Origin of the sequence: Nonomuraea sp. NPDC049649 (assembly GCF_040675175.1) — a bacterium.
GTDB lineage: Bacteria > Actinomycetota > Actinomycetes > Streptosporangiales > Streptosporangiaceae > Nonomuraea.
Genome location: NZ_JBFAOH010000008.1, coordinates 210,600 through 227,708 on the forward strand (window position 1 = coordinate 210,600; position 17,109 = coordinate 227,708).

Here is a 17,109-nt window from a genome sequence, read left to right on the forward strand (position 1 = left end):
ACGACGGTGGCAAGACAGGATCGAGAGGAATCTCTCGAGGAACAGCTCGCCTGGCTGGACGCCATCAAGGAGTCCGAGGAGGCGCCCGTCAGGGTGAGCGCCAAGACCGGCCCGGGCGTGCCTTCCGACGAGACCGCGGTCGTCTCGCCCTACCCCCAGGACCCGTGGGCCGAGGTGCCGCAGCACGACCCGCCCACCCCGCCGCTGTTCCGCGCGGCGATCGACTCGGTGTACGGGACCGAAGCCGGACCGGAGCCGGCCGAGCGGCGCGCCCCCGAGCCGCCCGCCGACGACAGCGCCGACACCAAACCGGCCATCGACGACACGTTCCTGGCCCCGCTCCGCCCGCTGCCCCGCCCGGACGACACCGACAGCTACTCCCTGTCGTCCTTCCGCGACCCCGAGCCGCCGGACGACCAGACCGTCGAGAACCTGGCCTGGCCCACCCCGCCCGCCTGGACCAGCGACGACCGCGCCGGAACCCAGGGGGAAAGCACCCCTGACAGCCCGCGCCCGGAAGATGCGGACGATTCACGTCTCTCCGGTGGTGATCCGGACGGACCACGCCCGACTGCGGGGGAGGGAGGCTCGGACGGACCACGCTCGACCTCGGGGGCGGCTGGCGCGGACGAAACGCGCCCGGCCTTCGAGGAACGATCGCTTTCTTCAGAGCGTGCCTCCGACCAATCAGAGACGCCGGGCTCCGAGCCCGCCTCCCCGGACCGTGTCGCTGAGGAGCCGCGTTCGCCCTTCTCCGAGGGCGGGTTGCGCTCGTCCTTGGGGGAGCTTGGGCTGGACGAGTCGCGTCCGGCCTTCCCTGAGCCGCCGCAGCGTACCTTCGATCAGCCGAGCCCGCCGTTTGTGGAGCCGTCGCAGCGGGACTTCGCCGAAGCTCGTACGTTCGACGAACACCTCCGGTTCGACGAGTCGCGCACGTTCGGAGAGCCGCGCACGTCCGACGAGCCACAGGTGTTCGGTGAAGCGCGTCCGTTCGATGAATCGCGTGTGTTCGGCGAGGCGCGTACGTCCGACGAGCCGCGGGTGTTCGGCCAGCCCCGCACGTCCGAGGAACCCCGTACTTCCGGCGAACCGCGCGCTGCCCAGGAGCCCGTCAGTGAGCCGCGTCCGCCGGAGGCGCCGAGGCCGCGTCCCGCCTTCACCGTCGCGCCGCGACCCCCGTCGAGCGGTCGGCCGAGCGCCGAGAGCCTGGACCCCGACACGCTGCTGCGGGGCAGGCGCAACGCCCCGTCGAAGGGGTGGCGGCGCCTGGTCTACAAGGCGTCCGGCGGATGGATCAAGCCGGGCGAGCCGCCGGAGGTCAAGCGGCGCCGCGCGCTGATGGAGCGGGCGCGCACGCCGGTCGCCACCGGCCACCACCGGGTCGCCGTGCTGAGCCTGAAGGGCGGAGTGGGCAAGACCACCACCACGGTCGGCCTGGGCGCCACGCTGGCGCAGATCCGCGGCGACCGGGTGATCGCCGTGGACGCCAACCCCGACCGTGGAACGCTCTCCGACAAGCTGCGCCTGGAGACCTCGGCCACCGTCCGCGACCTGCTCAACGAGCGTGACCAGGTCAAGAGGTACGTGGACATCAGGGCTTTCACGTCACAGGCGCCGTCCAGGCTGGAGGTGCTGGCCTCCGATCGCGACCCGTCGGTGTCGGAGGCGTTCGGCGGCGCCGACTACGAAGCCGTCTCCCAGGTGCTGGAGAACTTCTACTCGATCTGCATCACCGACTGCGGCACCGGCCTGCTCCACTCCGCGATGGGCGGGGTGCTGGGCCTGGCCGACCAGATCGTGCTGGTCAGCTCACCGTCGGTCGACGGCGCCCGGGCCGCCTCGGCGACGCTCGACTGGCTGGAGGCGCACGACTACGAAAGCCTCGTACGGGAGGCCACGGTGGTGCTCTGCAGCGTCCGGCCCAGGTCGAAGTCGGCGGTCGACATCAACAAGCTGGAAGGCCACTTCGCCGCGCGGTGCCGGGCCGTGATCCGTGTGCCGTACGACCCGCACCTGGAGGAAGGCGCCGAGATCGACCTGGACCGGCTGCAGGAGGCGACCAGGGACGCCTACCTGCAGCTGGCGGCGAGCGTCGGGGACGGCTTCGCCGGTGAGCGGAGGGTGTGGGATTCGAACCCACGAGGCCATCGCTGACCTGGCCGCTTTCAAGGCGGCTGCACTCGTCCACTATGCGAACCCTCCAGTGCCGACACCACGATAGCGGCTGCCGTGACGCCGGTGTACGTTCAGGAGGTGGCGGATCTCAAGATCGAGGTAGCGGAGACTGAGGGCGCCGCCGCTGTGCGCCTGCGGGGTGACCTGGACAAGATGACGGCCTCCGGGCTGAAGGCGCGCCTCGACGCGCTGGCCGCGGAGGGCCGGGTCGAGGTGGTGATCGACGCGACGGGGCTGGAGTTCTGCGACTCCAGCGGGCTGTGGGTGCTGGTGGAGCATCAGCGCACGGTCGCCGCGCGCGGCGGCACGCTCCGGCTCACCGGCGTGCACGGCGTCCTGGAACGGGTGCTCGACGTGACGGGGCTCAAGGCCGTCTTCGACGGCGTGTTACCCGCGCAGCTCTGACAGGCGGAGTGTTACTCGCGCAGCTGTGACAGACGGGTGTTACCCGCGGATCCGTGAAAGGTGGGCGTTACCCGCGCAGCTGTGACAGCAGCCATTTCGGCCCGGCCGTCTCGGCCCCCAGTTCGGCGACGCGTTCCTTCAGCTTGCGGTCGGCGGTGACGACGAGCACGCGCTCCCACGGCTTGGCCCGGCCCACCACGTCGACGATCGCGTCGTCGCCGCTGCCCGCGGCCGCGACCACCTGGATGCCCTCGATGTCGCGGACCCCTCGGGCGGCGCCCTCGACCACGGCCACCATCCGCGGATACCACTGCGCGAGCACCGGGTGCGCCAGCCGCAGCCCCGCCACCGACTCCAGCAGGCGGGTGGCGGCGCCCAGCCGGTCGTTCCACCAGCCCCGCTCGGCCTGCGCGCCGACGATGTTGGCCACGTCGAGCACCAGCGTCTCGGGGCGGATCGCGCCGCTGACCGTGCCCCACGTCTCGGCGAAGCCGGGGTGCAGCCGCCGGGCCGCCACCTCGCCCAGCGGCAGCCAGCGCACCTCGTCGCTCTCGCCGTTGGCGCAGACCGCCGCCAGCCGCTCGGCCGACTCGGCGATCACCGTGTCGAACGCCCACCCGCCGTGGTCGTCGCGGTAGACGCCCTGCACCCGGAGCCGGTCGCCGGCCAGCGCCGCCTCCTCGCGGGCCTCCCGCAGCGCGCTGGTGACGGCGTCCTCATGGCTGTCGCGCGCCCCGCCGGGCAGCCCCCACGTGCCGCCGTGGTGGCTCCACACCGAGCGCTTCTGCATCAGCACGTGCGGCACCCCGTGGTCGTCGTGGTGCACGACGAGCAGCCCGGAGGCGCCGTGCAGCCCCCAGTGGCGGTGTCCTCGCGCGCACTCCGTCCAGCCGTCGCCGTCCTTGTCAGCCATGTCGTGATTCTCTCTTCGCCGCCGCTGTCGCCGAACGCTCGTAGCCCGACCTCACCTGCCCTGATGAGGATATCCGCGCCCACCTGCGTAAACACGGCTGTCGCTCGGAGCCGGCGAGGAATCCCGCATCGTGCACGCGGTCCTCGGTCATCCTCCGAGGCTGTCGCGGGCGTACCTGCTTCCGGCCGGTGAACACACGCGGGTGGCCGCGCGCGATGCCGCGGACGCCGAGGTGTTGCGGGCGCGCCTGCTTCCGGCCGGTAATGCCCGTACAGCCGTGCAGCGGTTATGCCCATAAAGCCGTGCAGGACGCGCGGCTCGTACGATCAGCCGAGGCCGCCGGTGGGATGGGCGGTGAAGATCGTGCGGTGGGCGACCCCGTCGAGATGGTCGCGCAGCGACCGCCGCGCCGGGCCGTCGACCAGCTCGACGAGTTCCTGCACGCGGCCGAGCGCGGCGTCCGAGCCGTCCACGTCGCCGAGCTGCCGCAGCACCTCGCTCATCATGATGAGCGTGTGCGCCTCGAAGAGGGGGACGCGCATCTGCCGGTAGAGCGTGACCGCGCGGCGCAGCCGGCCGATGGCGTCGCCCGGCTGGCCGCGGGCGATGGACAGCTCGCCGAGCCCGGCCAGGGCGTGGGCCTCGGCGAGCCGGTTGCGGGAGGTGTCGGCCGCGGTGAGCGACCGCTCCAGCAGGGTGGCGGCCTCGTCGTGCTTGCCGCGCCGCAGCTGGGCGATGCCGAGGCCGTGCAGGGCGAACGACTCGCCGATGGTGTCGCCGATCTGCTCGACGATGGTGAGCGACTCCTCGAAGGCGCCGGACGCCATCGCGAACTCGCCCGCTTGCAGGTGGACCCGGCCCATCCGGTGCAGCACCTGGGAGATGACCCGCCTGCTGCCGCCGCTCTTGCCGCGGACCAGCGCCTCGGCCAGCATGATCTTGGCGTTGTCGATGTCGCCGCACTCCGACCGGATGGCCGCGAGGTTGTCGAGGGTGTGCGCGGCGGAGATCTGGTCGCCGATGTCGACGAAGATGGCCAGCGCCTGCTCCAGATGGGACATCGCCTTCTCAAGCTGGCCGTTCATGCGTTCGAGGTAGGCGAGGTTGCGCATCGAGCGCGCCACCTGGAGCACATCGTCGGTCTTCCTGAACAGGGCGGCCGCGTCCTCGAAGTCGCGCCGCGCGTCGGCGAAGCGCTGCTCGGTCTGCGCCAGCGCGCCGCGCACGCACAGCATCTCCGCCTGGCCGCGCTCGTCGCCGGCCTTGCGCGCGGCCTCCAGCGCGATCTCCTGGGCCTCGCGCCAGTCGTCCAGGTAGACGCGGAGTTCGAAGAAGGCCTCGGCGTTCATGACGGTCCGCCAGCACAGCTCCGCGAACCCGGCCTGGGCGGCCTGGCGGATCCCGGCCAGCACGACGAGGCGCTCGCGTTCGAACCATGCGATCGGGTCGGCGACCAGCCGCTCGACCAGCTCGGCCGGGAGCGGGGACGCGATCTCGGGCAGCGGGTTCCGCCGGGCGGGCGCGCCGTACTCGCGGTCGCGCGCCGCCTGCGTCAGGCACTGCAGGGAGCTCAGCACGCGGGTGAGCGCGGCGGTCCGCTCTTCGGGGGGTTCCTCGGCGGCCAGCCGCTCGCGCGCGTACACGCGCACCAGGTCGTGGAAGCGGTACTGGACGTTCACGCTCCGGCCGGTGCCCACGACCTCGATGAGCTGGGCGTCGACCAGGTCGTCCAGCAGGTCCTGGGCGTCGGCCAGCGGCGCGTCCATCAGGGCGGCGCTGGCCCAGGCGGAGAAGATGTGGGAGTGGAGGATCGCCAGCCGCCTGAAGAGGCAGCGGGTCCGCTCGCCGATGCCTTCGTACGTGAGCGACAGGCTGGCTCTGATGCCCATGTCGCCGTGCTTGAGCTCGTCGAGCCGGCGGGCCTCGTCGGCGAGCCGGTCGACCAGTTGCTCCACCGCCCAGTGCGGGCGTGAGGCGAGGCGCGCGCCCGCGATGCGCAGCGCCAGGGGGAGGTGGCAGCAGAGCTCGGCCAGGGCCTGCGCGGACTCGGGCTCGCTCCGCACCCGTTCGGCGCCGGCGATGCGGGAGAGCAGTTCGACCGACTCGCAGGAGTCGAACAGGTTGATGTCGACCTGGGCGGCGCCGGCCAGCCCGGCGAGCCGGATCCGGCTGGTGGCGATGACGGCGGACGAAGGGCTGCCCGGCAGCAGCGGCAGGACCTGGCTCTCCGACGCCACGTCGTCGAGCACGATCAGCATCCTGCGGTCGGCCAGCAGCATCCGGTACATCTCGGCCCGCTCGGCCAGCGACTCCGGCAGGTCGGTCCCGGACACGCCGAAGGCGCGCAGGAAGCGGTCGAGCACCCGCATCGGGCTGACCGGCCGGGAGACGCTGCCGTGCAGGTCGGCGAAGAGCCGCCCGTCGGGGAAGTGGGCGGCGACGCTGTGCGCGGCGTGCACCGCGGTGGTGGTCTTGCCCACGCCAGCCCGGCCGGCGACGGCGACGATGGGCACCGCGAAGCGGGCCGGGCCGTCGAGGGGCACGGTCAGCCGCCGGGTGATGGCGTCGACCTCGGCCTGGCGGCCCACGAAGTCGGCGATGTCGGCGGGGAGCATGCTCGGCACCGACGGGGCGCGGGCGCGCGGTTCGAGCGGGGCCTCTTCGGTGGGGACCGGCGGGTCCAGGCTCTCGTCGGCGGTCAGGATGGCCGATTCGAGCTGCTGGAGCCGGTCGCTGGGCTCGATGCCCAGCTCCTCGATCATGGTGGTGCGGGCGTTGCGGTAGACCTGGAGCGACTCCGCCTGCCGTCCGGAGCGGTACAGCGCGGTCATGAGCTGGGCGACGAGCCCTTCCCGCAGCGGATGCTCCTCGACCAGCCTGGCCAGCTCGCCGACCAGCTCGTGGTGGCGGCCGAGGTCGAGCTCCAGCTGAATGCAGTCCTCGTTCGCGGTGATCCGCTGCTCGGCGGCCCAGCCGGCGAGCGACTGGACGACCCGGCTCTCGATGCCGTCGAGGGCCGGGCCGCGCCAGAGCGCGAGCGCGTCGCGGTAGTGCTGGATGGCCTCCTGGTAGCAGTGGCCGTCGCGGGCCTTGCGCGCCTGGCTGACGAGGGCTTCGAAACGCCGGGCGTCGATCGAGTCGGCTGGCGTGCGCAGGGCGTACCCCTGCCGGGTGGTGACGATCATCTCGTGGCCGCCGTGCGCGCTGAAAAGGCGCCTCAGCGCGGAGATGCAGATCTGCACCTGGGCCCGCGAGGTGGGCGGCGGCGCGTCGTCGTAGATCGCCTCCATGAGGCGGTCCAGCGAGACCGAGTGGTTGGCGTTGAGGACGAGCACGGCCAGCACGATCTGCTGGCGTGAACCGCCCAGATCGAGTTGCCGGCCGTTAGCGGTGACCTCGAGAGTGCCCAACACCCGGAACTCCACGCATATCTCCCCTGAAGAAAGCTCCGCCCTTTGTCAAGGATCATTCTTCTGATGCGGTGAGCTCGGGCGCAGTTGCTGTTCTAGGCACCCTATATGCGCCGGCTGCCCGGTTATTCGTGCTGTGGTCGTTGTGGATACTACAACGACCCACGAGAGGTGACCAGCTACTAATAGATACGATCAAGGGGAGTTACTGATACGGGATAGTAACGTGCGCTCCCGGCAGTTCCGGCGGCCACCGCTGTCCCGTGACATGTGACGGATTACAGCGGCGGCCCATTCTCGCGTGTCCGGTGAACGACCAGGTCGGCGCGGTTCATCGGAGGGAGTCAGCCCCACGGCCAGTCGTTCAGGACGCCCCACGGCCAGTCGAGCGCGGTGGCGGCGGGGGCCGGCTGGGCGTCCGGCGCGGCATGAGCGGGGGCGGGCGTCGCGGCGATGAGGGCGGCGCCGGCGGCGGTGCTGATGGCGATGGCGATCGCGGTGCGGACGCGGGCCGGGCTCTTGGCGGCGGTGCTCATCTTCATCTACCTCCGAGTGGCTTTTTCGCGGCGCTTCTTGCCGCTGCCGGAAACGCTCACACGGCCCGCAATTCGCCCGATATTCCGTGACTTTCCACCCGGCATCAGAGCACGTGGGCGGCGGTACGCCGTCTCGGAAGAGGTTAATACATGGGCCCGGAGAATAGCCGCCGATAGCGAATTCATAGCCGCTATCGGCAGACGATAGCGAGACGATAGCGGGCCGAAGCCGAGACAATAGGAAAAGAGAGGAGATTAGGCTTCGAGCCCGGGTGGCGCGAGCGATGGTCGTGGTCATCCGGGCGGCCAGACCCCTCCGGTAGGACCGCGCGGTGAGGTGAGATGGGTATCGCGATACAGGCGCAGGACGCCGTCTACGGCCGAGGAGCCGTGGGCCTGGTCGTGCGGCTAGAGCACGTCGAGGACGGTCGCTGGGTGACCGACGCCCAGGCGCTGACCGACAACGACGGCGCCGTGCGCGAATGGCTCGACCGTCGCCTGGGGCGCGGGCCGCACCGGATCGTCCTCGGCAGCGATTCGTACTTCGGCGGGCTCGGCCTGAGAGCCGCCTACCCCGAGATCGTGGTCGCGTTCCGGACCGTCGACGAGACCGCCGTGAGCAACGTGCACGTGCTGCTCTCGCCGCATTCGTTCTCCACCTTTCTGGGGTCGCTCCGGTAAGGGTGCCGCGCAGACAGTGAGGGTCCTCCATGAAGATCAGCCGCTATTCGGGTTTTCCCCAGGTGCCGCTCGACGACCGCACATGGCCCGGGGCCGCCGTCACGGCGCCGCCGCGCTGGCTCTCCACGGACCTGCGCGACGGCAACCAGGCGCTGCCCGTGCCGATGAGCCCCGACCGCAAGCTGGCGCTGTTCGAGTTGCTGATCGAGCTGGGCTACAAGGAGATCGAGATCGGGTTCCCGGCCGCCAGCCAGGACGAGTACGACTTCGTCCGGCTCCTCGTCGAGGAGGACCGGATCCCGGACGACGTGTGGGTCACGGTGCTGGTCCAGGCCCGCGACGAGCTGATCGAGCGGACCACGGAGAGCCTGCGCGGCGCGCGCCGGGCCACCCTCCACCTCTACAACGCGACCTCGCCGGTCATGCGCCGGCTGGTGTTCGGGATGAGCCGGGACGAGTGCAAGGACCTCGCCGTCCAGGGCACGCGCCTGGTCATGAAATATGCGGACAAGGCGTTGGACGGCTGTGACGTGCGCTTCCAGTACTCACCCGAGCACTTCTGCGACACCGAGCCGGACTTCGCCCTGGAGGTGTGCGAGGCCGTCATGGACGTCTGGCAACCGGGGCCCGGACGGCCGGCCATCCTCAACTTCCCCACCACGGTCGAGCGTTCGACCCCCAACGTCTTCGCCGACCAGATCGAGTGGATGCACCGCAACCTGTCACGCCGCGAGCACGTGTGCCTGTCGGTGCACCCGCACAACGACCGCGGCACCGCGGTGGCCGCCGCCGAGCTGGCCGTGCTCGCCGGGGCCGAGCGCGTCGAGGGCTGCCTGTTCGGCGGGGGCGAGCGGGCGGGCAACGTCTGCCTGGTCACGCTCGGGCTGAACCTGGCCACCCAGGGGATCGACCCGGGCGTCGACTTCACCGACCTGGACCGGGTGCGCCGCGTGGTCGAGGAGTGCACCGGCATCTCCGTCCCGGCGCGTCATCCGTACGGGGGTGACCTGGTCTTCACCGCGTTCTCCGGCGGGCACCAGGACGCGATCAAGAAGGGGCTCGACGCGCTGGCCCGCGAGGCTGACGCGGCGGGCGGCCACGCGGGGCTGCCGTGGACGGTGCCGTACCTGCCGGTGGACCCGCACGACGTGGGCCGGACGTACGAGGCGGTGGTGCGCGTCACCAGCCAGTCGGGCAAGGCCGGGCCCGCCTACCTGCTGAGCACCCGCTACGGGCTCGACCTGCCGAGAGACCTGCAGATCGAGCTGGGCCGGGCGGTGCAGGCGCTGGCGGAGTCCGGCGGGGGAGAGATCCCGCCGGAGCAGATCAAGGAGCTGTTCGACGCCGAATACCTGGACGCGGCCGGGCCGCCGCCGGTGCTGTCCTCGGCGGTCGTGACGCTGCACGTCGGCGGCGGGTACGGGACCGCCCCCGACCTGGCGCGGGCCGTGGCCGCGCTCGGGGTGGCGCTGGGCCGGGACGAGGTGCAGATCCGGGTGGTGCACCACCCCGACAGCGCGGCCCGGGAACGCGGCGGCCGGCTGGCGGTCTACGCCGAGGTCACCATGGACGGCGCCTCGGTATGGGGTGCGGGGCTCGACGGCGGCCTCACCGGCGCCGCCTACGCCGCGGTCTGCGCGGCCGTCACCAGGGCCCGGCGCAGGGGCCTGCCCGTGGACCCCTGCCGGCGGCCCGCTCCCCCCAGAAACCGCCGGGCGATAACGGGGCGATAGATCCCCGAAGCCGCCCACGCCTAGCGTGGGCGGCAGCGTCGGAAGACCCAGGAGATGGTCATGGCTCTCATCGAACGCCAAGAGGAGATGTCCTGCCTCCAATCGCTCGTCGCCAACGCCATCCTGGGAAGGGGCCGGGTCGCCCTCGTCAGCGGCCCGGTGGGGACGGGCAAGAGCGCGCTGCTGCGCGCCCTGTCCGAGCAGGCCGTCGAGCTGGGCGCGCTGGCCGTCACCGCCACCGGGTCGCCGATGGAGCAGGACCTGCAGCTCGGCGTGCTGCGCCAGCTCATCCACGACGCCCCCCTGGTCCAGGAGGAGCGCGAGCGGTCGGAGACGCTGCTGGCGGAGGGCCAGCGGGCGGTGACGGCGGCGCACGCCGAGGCGGGCCGGCTGATCGACCCCCAGGTCGTGCACGCCCTGATCACCGTGCTGCTGGACCTGTCCGAGAGCTACCCGCTGGTGATCGTGGTCGACGACGTGCACCACGCCGACCGCACCTCCCTGCTCTGCCTGGCCTACCTGGCGCGGCGGGTGCGGAACGCCCGGATCGTCACCGTGTTCGCGCACAACGACCGGCAGGGCCCGGGCGCGCACTTCGAGACCGACCTGCTGCGCCTGCCGCACTGCAGGCGGCTGCTCCTGTCGCCGCTGTCGAGGCGCGGCGTGGCGGCGCTGGTGGCGGCGCAGGTCGGTCTCGGCGCGACCGAGCGGTTCGCCGAGGACTGGTACGCGATCAGCGGCGGCAACCCGCTATTGGCCGGCGAGCTGGCCGCGGACTACCGGCAGGAGCTGCGCGTCGGCGAGGACCCGCCGGGCGAGGTCGTGACCGGCGACCGGTTCATCCAGGCGGTGGCGTCGTGCCTGCGGCGCGGGCATCCGCTGACCCGCCGGGTGGCGCACGGCCTGGCCACGCTGGGCGAGGCCGACGGGGTGGCCGAGCTGCTCGACCTGCCGGCCGTCGACGTGGGCAGGGAACTGCTCGCGCTGGGCGCGGCCGGCCTGCTCAAGGCCGGGCGGTACCGGCACGAGGCCATCCGGCAGGCGGTGCTGGCCGCCATGGACCTCACCGAGCGCAGGGAGCTGTTCCGCCGCGCCGCCGAGCTGGCCTACACCAGGGGCGTGACGCCGTGCGTGGTCGCCGACCGTCTGCTCCAGGCGTCGAAGGTGGACGCCGGCTGGGTGGTGCCCACGCTGGAGGAGGCCGCGATGATCGCGCTGCGCCGGGGCCAGGTGGACGCCGCGGTGTCGTACCTGAAGCTCGCCTGGCGCGAATGCACCGACGAGGCGCGCCGCGCCAGGATCATGACAACGCTGGTACGGGCCGAGTGGCGGATCAACCCGGCCGCCTCCGCCGAACGCCTCGACCAGCTCGCCGAGGCGATGAACCGGGGCAGCCTGCGCGGCGGCGACGCCGTCGTGCTGGCGCGGGCCCTGCTCTGGCACGGCCGCTTCGAGGACGCGCGGGACGTCCTGGAGCAGCTCACCGGCGAGCCAGGCGCCGACCAGGAGACCGCCGCCGAGCTGGTCATCACCCGGCTCTGGCTGCGCGTCACCTACCCGCCGCTGGTCCGCCACGCCGGCGACCCGCCCAAGGAGCGGCTGCTGGCCGGCATGGTGCCGGTGGCGGTCAGCCGGCGGCTGGAGTCCACCCTGGCGCTGGCGGAGGTGCTGACCCGCGGCCCCAGCGAGAGCGGCCTCGGCACCGTGGAGCGCATCCTGGAGGGCACCGGCCTGGACGAGATGTCGCTGGACGTGGTGGAGAACTCCCTGCTCGCCCTCACGTACGCGGGCCGCTGCGAGCGGGCGGCGCCGCTCTGCGACCTCTTCAGCGCCGAGGCGTCGGCCAAGCAGGCGCCGAGCCGGCGGGCCAGGCTCGCCGCCATCCGCGCGGAGATCGCGATCCGGCAGGGCGACCTGCCCGCCGCCGAGCGGCATGCCCGCCTCGCGCTCGACTCCATCCCGATGAGCAGCTGGGGAGCGTCCATCGGCGGGCCGCTGGCCGGTCTGATCACCGCGCTCACCGCGATGGGCCGGTACGACGCGGTACGCGAGCCGCTGGACCGGCCCATCCCGGAGGCCACCTTCCAGACCCGGTTCGGCCTGCACTACCTGTACGCGCGCGGCCGCTACCACCTGGCGACCGAGTCCTTCGCGCTGGCCATGCACGACTTCATGCGCTGCGGGGAGCTGATGGTCGCCTGGGGCCTGGACCACCCGGGGCTGATCCCGTGGCGGGCGGACGCCGCCGAGGCGTGCCTGCGGATGGGCCGGACGGACGAGGCCCGGCGCCTGGTCCAGGCGCACCTGAACGCCTGCGGCCCGGAGGAGTACCGCAGCCGGGGGATCGGCCTGCGGCTGCAGGCGGCCACCTGCGAGCCGGCCCGCCGGCCGGCGCTGCTCCGGCAGGCGACCGAGTACCTGCAGCTCGCCGGCGACCGGTACGAGCTGGCCCGGGTGCTGTTCGACCTGGTCGAGGCGTACGAGGCGGTGGGCGAGTACCGCAGGGCGGGGACCGTGGCGGGCCGGGCGCGGGCCGCGGCCGGGGAGTGCCGGGCCGAGCCGATCATCAGCGCGCTGAGCCGGGCCACCGAGGCCCGGGATCTGCCCGCCCCGCTGCCCAGGGAGCGGATCGGCGAGCTGAGCGGCGCGGAGCGCCGGGTCGCCGCGCTGGCCGCGGCGGGCTACAGCAACCAGGAGATCGCGGCCAAGCTGTACGTCACGATCAGCACGGTCGAGCAGCACCTGACCCGCGCCTACCGCAAGCTCCACATCAACCGCCGGGCCGAGCTGCCGCTCGTGGTGGAGTTCGGGGACCAGGCGCTGCCCTGACCGGGCACTACGGAAGTTGCGCCCGCCGCGCGGCCGGGGTGAGCGTCGATGGCATGGACATCATCGTGGTCCGGGGGCGGGCGACCCCCGAGGAGCTCGAAGCGATCGCCCTGGCCTTCGCCCAGCGGCTGACCGAGGCCGAGGAGCCCGAGCGGCCGGCCTGGTCCGAGCCGGCCCACCAGGTCCGCCGGCCGCATCCGGCGGCTGGCGGCGACGGCTGGCGGCTGAGCACGTGGGCGTGACACATCCGCTTTCGTGCTCTCTCCGCCGTCCGCGAGCCGATGGCGCATTCTGCGAAAAACCCGTCATCGGCCCCCGGCGCATCCTGAGACCGACACGACCGGGATCCGACGGGAGACGCCCATGTCCACTCTTCTCGGCTCGCTGCGCAGGCTCGTGCTGGCGCCGTCGCTGGCCGACGTGACGTTCGCCGGGCGCGGATTCGACGTCCCGGCCTCGCCCGAGACGGCCTGTCTGGAGGCCGTCCCGCAGGCGGTGGTCTGCGGCTTCGAATGGGGCATCGACGCCCGCGACCAGTGGGAGATCGAGCGCAGGCTCGCCATGGTGGACGTGGAACTGCGCGGCTTCGCGTACGAGGGCGCCACGATGGCCTTCACGGTCCTGGACGCGATGGGGCCGGGACGCGGCCGGCGGACCAGGGACCTGCTGCTGGGGCCGGGGCAGCCGCACATCTTCCTGGCCTACATCGGGATCGGGTTCGCCATGGCCCGGCTGCCCCGGCCGCTGTGGAAGAAGGTGCTGCCCGACCTGAGCGGCACCCCGTACCACCCCACGATGAGCTGGCTGGCGGTCGACGGCTACGGCTTCGACCTGGCGTACTTCCACCCGCGCCGGTGGGTCGAGCAGCAGCGGGTGCCGGCCGCCTACCCCTGGCTGGGCCGCGCGGACTACTTCCCGCGGGCGGTCGACCAGGGGATCGGGCGGGCCCTGTGGTTCATCCACGGCGGCCGGGTGCCCGAGGTGTCGGCGGCGGTGCGCGCGTTCGCCCCCGAACGGCAGCCCGATCTGTGGAGCGGCGTCGGGCTGGCGGCCACGTTCGCCGGCGGCGCGGCGGGCGGGGCGGCGGCGCTGCGCGAGGAGGCGGGCGAGCACCGCGCGCACCTGGCGCAGGGGTCGGTCTTCGCGGTCAAGGCGCGGCACTACTCGGGGTGTGTACCCGCGCACACGGAAGAGGTGGGCGCGGTGCTCACCGGGCTCTCCGTCGCGGACGCGGTGGCGCTGGCCGACGATTCCGCGGTCACTCCCGGAAATCACGGCGGGGTGCCGGATTACGAGAGATGGCGCGCCGGTGTCCGGGCGCATTTCTCGGTGAAAGCCGACGGCGTTTATCTCTGAGCGCGTTTATTTCTGACCTCATCTGTGGCGTGATATCGCTCTGTGCTGCCCTCGATCAGCCCGCTGAGCTGAGCAAACCCGGAGTTGTCCGGCTGTCATGCGACATGTGTCAATGGTAGGGAAATATCCGGAAATTAGCGGCGGAGGCTGGTGTGGCAGGCGCGTTACGGTCATTGCGGCGCAGAATTCTGGTGCCGGATGTCGCAGAGACTAAATTAGCCAAGCGCGGATTCTGGGCGAAGAATACGGCGTCCACCGAATTGCTGGAAAAGGTCGGCGAGACCTTCCTCGCCGGCTACGCCTACGCCGTCGAGGCCCGCACCGTCGCCGAGGCGGAGGAGCGGCTCGAAAAGGTCCCCGCCCCGTTCCGCGGCTTCGCCTACGAAGGCGCCGGCATGGGCGTCGCCATCATGGACGGCCTCACCCTCAGCGGCGTGCCCCGCATCAACAAGCTGCTGGCGGGGCGCGGCGAGTTCCACAACTACATGATCTACGTGGGGATCGGCTGGGCGATGGCCCGGCTGCCCCGGTTCCTGTGGCCGGTCAGCGAGCTGCTCGACCCGCTGCTGCTGTGGCTGGTGCACGACGGGTACGGCTTCCACCAGGCCTACTTCCACACCGAGCGGTACGTCCACCAGCAGCACCGCGAGACCCGCTTCCCCTGGCCCGCCGGCCAGGCGGACTACGCCGCCCGCGCGATCGACCAGGGCATCGGCCGGGCCCTGTGGTTCGTCGGCGGCACCGACGTGGACCAGGTCACCACGCTGGCCGGGCGCTTCCCCGAGGAGCGCAGGGCCGACCTCTACAGCGGCATCGGCCTGGCCGCCACCTACGCGGGCGGCTCCTCGGAAGAAGAGCTGCGCCTGCTCTGCGAGCGCGCCGGTCAGTACCGTCCCCAGCTCGCCCAGGGCAGCTCGTTCGCCGCCGAGGCGCGGATCCGCGCCGGGCTGCTCTTCCCGCACACGGAGACGGCCACCCGCGTCATCTGCGGCACCACGGCCGAGCGCGCGGCCGAGATCAGCCGCGAGACCCGTCCCGGCACGGCGGCATCGGGCCACCTGCCCGCCTACGAGGTGTGGCGCCGGCGCATCGCCGACTCGTTCGTCTCACATGGAGGTGTCACCCCGTGACCAAGGTAGCCACATGGCTGCGCAAGCAGACGGCGGGCGTCGTCGCGCTGGCGCTGATGCTCGCCGTGTTCGTGGCGGGCCGCCCGACCTTCGCGTCCGACGAGGTCAAGGCCGACCTGGCCGGATCGTACGCGTTCAAGCCGATGGCCATCGCGCTGCCGGGCGGCGCCCCGCAGCAGACCATCCGCAAGGTGAACCAGGCCTACAAGCACATCGACGCCTGGATCTCCTCGGTGGGCGCCGCGATCGCGCTCAACGACCTCGACGGCAACGTCAAGGACGACGACCTGATCATCGTCGACACCCGTACCGACCAGGTGATCGTGACCCCGGCGCCGGGCACCGGCGACCGGTACGAGCCGTTCGCGCTGGGCTACGGGCCGCTGCCGATGAACCACGCGATGGCGCCGATGGGCGTGGTGCCCGGCGACTTCAACGACGACGCCCGTACGGACCTGCTCGTCTACTGGTGGGGCCGGACGCCGACCCTGCACCTGCAGCGGCCCGAGGCGACCAGGCTGGACGCGCAGGCGTTCGAGCCCGTCGAGCTGGTGCCGAACAGCGGCGGGCCCGAGTACAGCGGGGAGCTGTGGAACAGCAACGTGGCCACCGTCGCCGACTTCGACGGTGACGGCCGGCAGGACATCTTCGTCGGCAACTACTTCCCCGACGGCAGCCCCGTCCTCGACCACACGGTCGACGGCGGCGTGGAGATGAACGACTCGCTGTCCCTGGCGGTCAACGGCGGCGGGAACTACTTCTTCCGCGGCCTGGGCGACGGCCGGTACGCCCGGCTCAACTCGGTGCTGCCCGCGGACATCTCCACCGGCTGGGAACTCGGCGCCACCTCCGTCGACCTCGACGGCGACGGGCTGCCGGAGCTGATGCTGAACAACGACTTCGGCCCCGACCACCTGCTCTACAACACCTCCACCCCGGGCAAGATCCAGTTCTCCCGGGTGTCCGGCGACCGCGGCATCGGCATCCCCAAGTCCAAGGTGCTCGGCGACGACTCGTTCAAGGGCATGGGCTCGGACGCCGGCGACTTCAACCGCGACGGCATCTACGACTTCTTCGTCAGCAACATCACCACGCCCTACGGCATCCAGGAGAGCAACTTCCAGTTCATCTCCCAGGTGGAGAACCGCTCCGCCCTGCGCGCCGCGTTCCAGCGCGGGGAGGCGCCCTGGAAGGACCTCAGCGCCGAGCTGCGGACCGCCTGGTCCGGCTGGGGCTGGGACCCCAAGATCGAGGACTTCGACAACGACGGCGAGCTGGAGATCGTCCAGGCGACCGGGTTCATCAAGGGCGCGGTCAACCGGTGGCCGCCGCTGCAGGAGCTGGCCGCCTCCAACGACGGCGTGACCAGCAACCCGAAGTCCTGGCCGAACGTCACCGAGGGCGGCGACATCGCCGGCAGCCAGACGCTGGCCTTCTTCGCCAGGGGCGGCGACGGCCGCTACGCCGATCTGTCGGAGCAGCTCGGGCTGGCCGTGCCGATCCCGACCCGGGGCATCGCCACCGGCGACGTCAACGGCGACGGGCTGATCGACTTCGCGGTGGCCCGCCAGTTCGACGCCCCGATCTTCTACCTGAACACCAGCGAGCAGGCCGGTTCCTTCCTGGGGCTGCGGCTGCTGCACGACCTGCCCGCCTCGGAGGGCGAGCTGCCCGCCGCCGGCTCCCCGGTGATCGGCGCCGAGGTGTCCGTGACGATGCCGGACGGCCGCGTCCTGGTCAGCCGGGTCGACGGCGGCAGCGGCCACTCGGGCAAGCGCGCGCACGCCGTCCACCTCGGTCTCGGCGAGCACGTGTCCGGTCCCCTCGACGTCCAGCTGAGCTGGCGCGACCGGTCGGGCCAGCTGCGCAAGCAGGCCCTCCAGCTCACCCCCGGCTGGCACCGCGTCCAGCTCGGCTCAGAAGCGAAGGAGATGTGACGAC

12 protein-coding genes and 1 tRNA gene are annotated in these 17,109 nt (G+C 72.0%); 9 read left to right on the plus strand and 4 right to left on the minus strand.

What is annotated here, in order from left to right; all coding sequences use genetic code 11:
* Window positions 1–6: 6 nt before the first annotated feature.
* Entirely contained in the window at window positions 7–2,154 is a 2,148-nt protein-coding gene (locus tag AB0J42_RS14095; protein ID WP_364293203.1) for an AAA family ATPase, read from the plus strand.
* On the opposite strand, the gene AB0J42_RS14100 is transcribed toward AB0J42_RS14095, so the two are convergent.
* Window positions 2,116–2,202: transfer RNA gene (locus tag AB0J42_RS14100), tRNA-Ser, on the minus strand. The two genes, AB0J42_RS14095 and AB0J42_RS14100, sit on opposite strands and share 39 nt — an antisense overlap.
* A 51-nt stretch (window positions 2,203–2,253) precedes the next feature.
* Here AB0J42_RS14100 and AB0J42_RS14105 point away from each other — a divergent pair.
* Window positions 2,254–2,580 (plus strand): STAS domain-containing protein, encoded by a 327-nt coding sequence (locus AB0J42_RS14105; RefSeq protein ID WP_364293206.1) that lies wholly within the window; start codon window positions 2,254–2,256, stop codon window positions 2,578–2,580.
* Between the two features lie 67 nt (window positions 2,581–2,647).
* On the opposite strand, the gene AB0J42_RS14110 is transcribed toward AB0J42_RS14105, so the two are convergent.
* From AB0J42_RS14110 to AB0J42_RS14120, 3 genes are all read right to left on the minus strand, one after another.
* Window positions 2,648–3,493, minus strand: a complete 846-nt coding sequence (locus AB0J42_RS14110) for an NUDIX domain-containing protein (protein WP_364293209.1) — start codon at window positions 3,491–3,493, stop codon at window positions 2,648–2,650.
* A 326-nt stretch (window positions 3,494–3,819) separates the two neighbouring features.
* Window positions 3,820–6,906, minus strand: coding sequence for a BTAD domain-containing putative transcriptional regulator (locus AB0J42_RS14115; RefSeq protein WP_364293212.1), 3,087 nt, complete (start codon window positions 6,904–6,906; stop codon window positions 3,820–3,822).
* A gap of 341 nt (window positions 6,907–7,247) precedes the next feature.
* Window positions 7,248–7,445 carry a hypothetical protein gene (locus tag AB0J42_RS14120; RefSeq protein ID WP_364293215.1) on the minus strand — a complete coding sequence of 66 codons (198 nt, stop codon included), beginning with the start codon at window positions 7,443–7,445 and terminating at the stop codon, window positions 7,248–7,250.
* A gap of 336 nt (window positions 7,446–7,781) precedes the next feature.
* Here AB0J42_RS14120 and AB0J42_RS14125 point away from each other — a divergent pair, with 336 nt between their 5' ends.
* The 7 genes from AB0J42_RS14125 (at window position 7,782) to AB0J42_RS14155 (ending at window position 17,105) form a co-directional block, all read left to right on the plus strand.
* Window positions 7,782–8,120: a hydroxyisourate hydrolase gene (locus AB0J42_RS14125; RefSeq protein ID WP_364293218.1), complete on the plus strand. Its 339-nt coding sequence runs from the start codon at window positions 7,782–7,784 to the stop codon at window positions 8,118–8,120.
* Window positions 8,121–8,149: 29 nt separating this feature from the next.
* Window positions 8,150–9,853, plus strand: coding sequence for a 2-isopropylmalate synthase (locus AB0J42_RS14130; protein WP_364293221.1), 1,704 nt, complete (start codon window positions 8,150–8,152; stop codon window positions 9,851–9,853).
* Window positions 9,854–9,913: 60 nt separating this feature from the next.
* Window positions 9,914–12,682: an AAA family ATPase gene (locus AB0J42_RS14135; protein ID WP_364293224.1), complete on the plus strand. Its 2,769-nt coding sequence runs from the start codon at window positions 9,914–9,916 to the stop codon at window positions 12,680–12,682.
* A gap of 53 nt (window positions 12,683–12,735) precedes the next feature.
* Window positions 12,736–12,924, plus strand: coding sequence for an acyl-CoA carboxylase epsilon subunit (locus tag AB0J42_RS14140; protein ID WP_364293227.1), 189 nt, complete (start codon window positions 12,736–12,738; stop codon window positions 12,922–12,924).
* A gap of 121 nt (window positions 12,925–13,045) precedes the next feature.
* The gene (locus AB0J42_RS14145) at window positions 13,046–14,038 is read left to right on the plus strand and encodes a DUF1702 family protein (RefSeq protein WP_364293230.1); all 993 of its coding nucleotides are present in this window, start codon (window positions 13,046–13,048) and stop codon (window positions 14,036–14,038) included.
* Between the two features lie 152 nt (window positions 14,039–14,190).
* Window positions 14,191–15,168, plus strand: coding sequence for a DUF1702 family protein (locus AB0J42_RS14150; protein WP_364293233.1), 978 nt, complete (start codon window positions 14,191–14,193; stop codon window positions 15,166–15,168).
* On the plus strand, window positions 15,165–17,105 hold the full coding sequence (locus tag AB0J42_RS14155; protein WP_364293236.1) for a CRTAC1 family protein: 1,941 nt from the start codon (window positions 15,165–15,167) through the stop codon (window positions 17,103–17,105). Before AB0J42_RS14150 ends, AB0J42_RS14155 begins: the two co-directional genes overlap by 4 nt.
* The last annotated feature ends 4 nt before the right edge of the window (window positions 17,106–17,109 follow it).

Excerpts from the sequence above, each read along its gene's own strand:
- AB0J42_RS14110 (WP_364293209.1), bottom strand. The coding sequence starts at position 3,493 with ATGGCTGACAAGGACGGCGACGGCTGGACGGAGTGCGCGCGAGGACAC.
- AB0J42_RS14120 (WP_364293215.1), bottom strand. The coding sequence starts at position 7,445 with ATGAAGATGAGCACCGCCGCCAAGAGCCCGGCCCGCGTCCGCACCGCG.
- AB0J42_RS14125 (WP_364293218.1), top strand. The coding sequence starts at position 7,782 with ATGGGTATCGCGATACAGGCGCAGGACGCCGTCTACGGCCGAGGAGCC.
- AB0J42_RS14130 (WP_364293221.1), top strand. The coding sequence starts at position 8,150 with ATGAAGATCAGCCGCTATTCGGGTTTTCCCCAGGTGCCGCTCGACGAC.
- AB0J42_RS14135 (WP_364293224.1), top strand. The coding sequence starts at position 9,914 with ATGGCTCTCATCGAACGCCAAGAGGAGATGTCCTGCCTCCAATCGCTC.
- AB0J42_RS14140 (WP_364293227.1), top strand. The coding sequence starts at position 12,736 with ATGGACATCATCGTGGTCCGGGGGCGGGCGACCCCCGAGGAGCTCGAA.
- AB0J42_RS14145 (WP_364293230.1), top strand. The coding sequence starts at position 13,046 with ATGTCCACTCTTCTCGGCTCGCTGCGCAGGCTCGTGCTGGCGCCGTCG.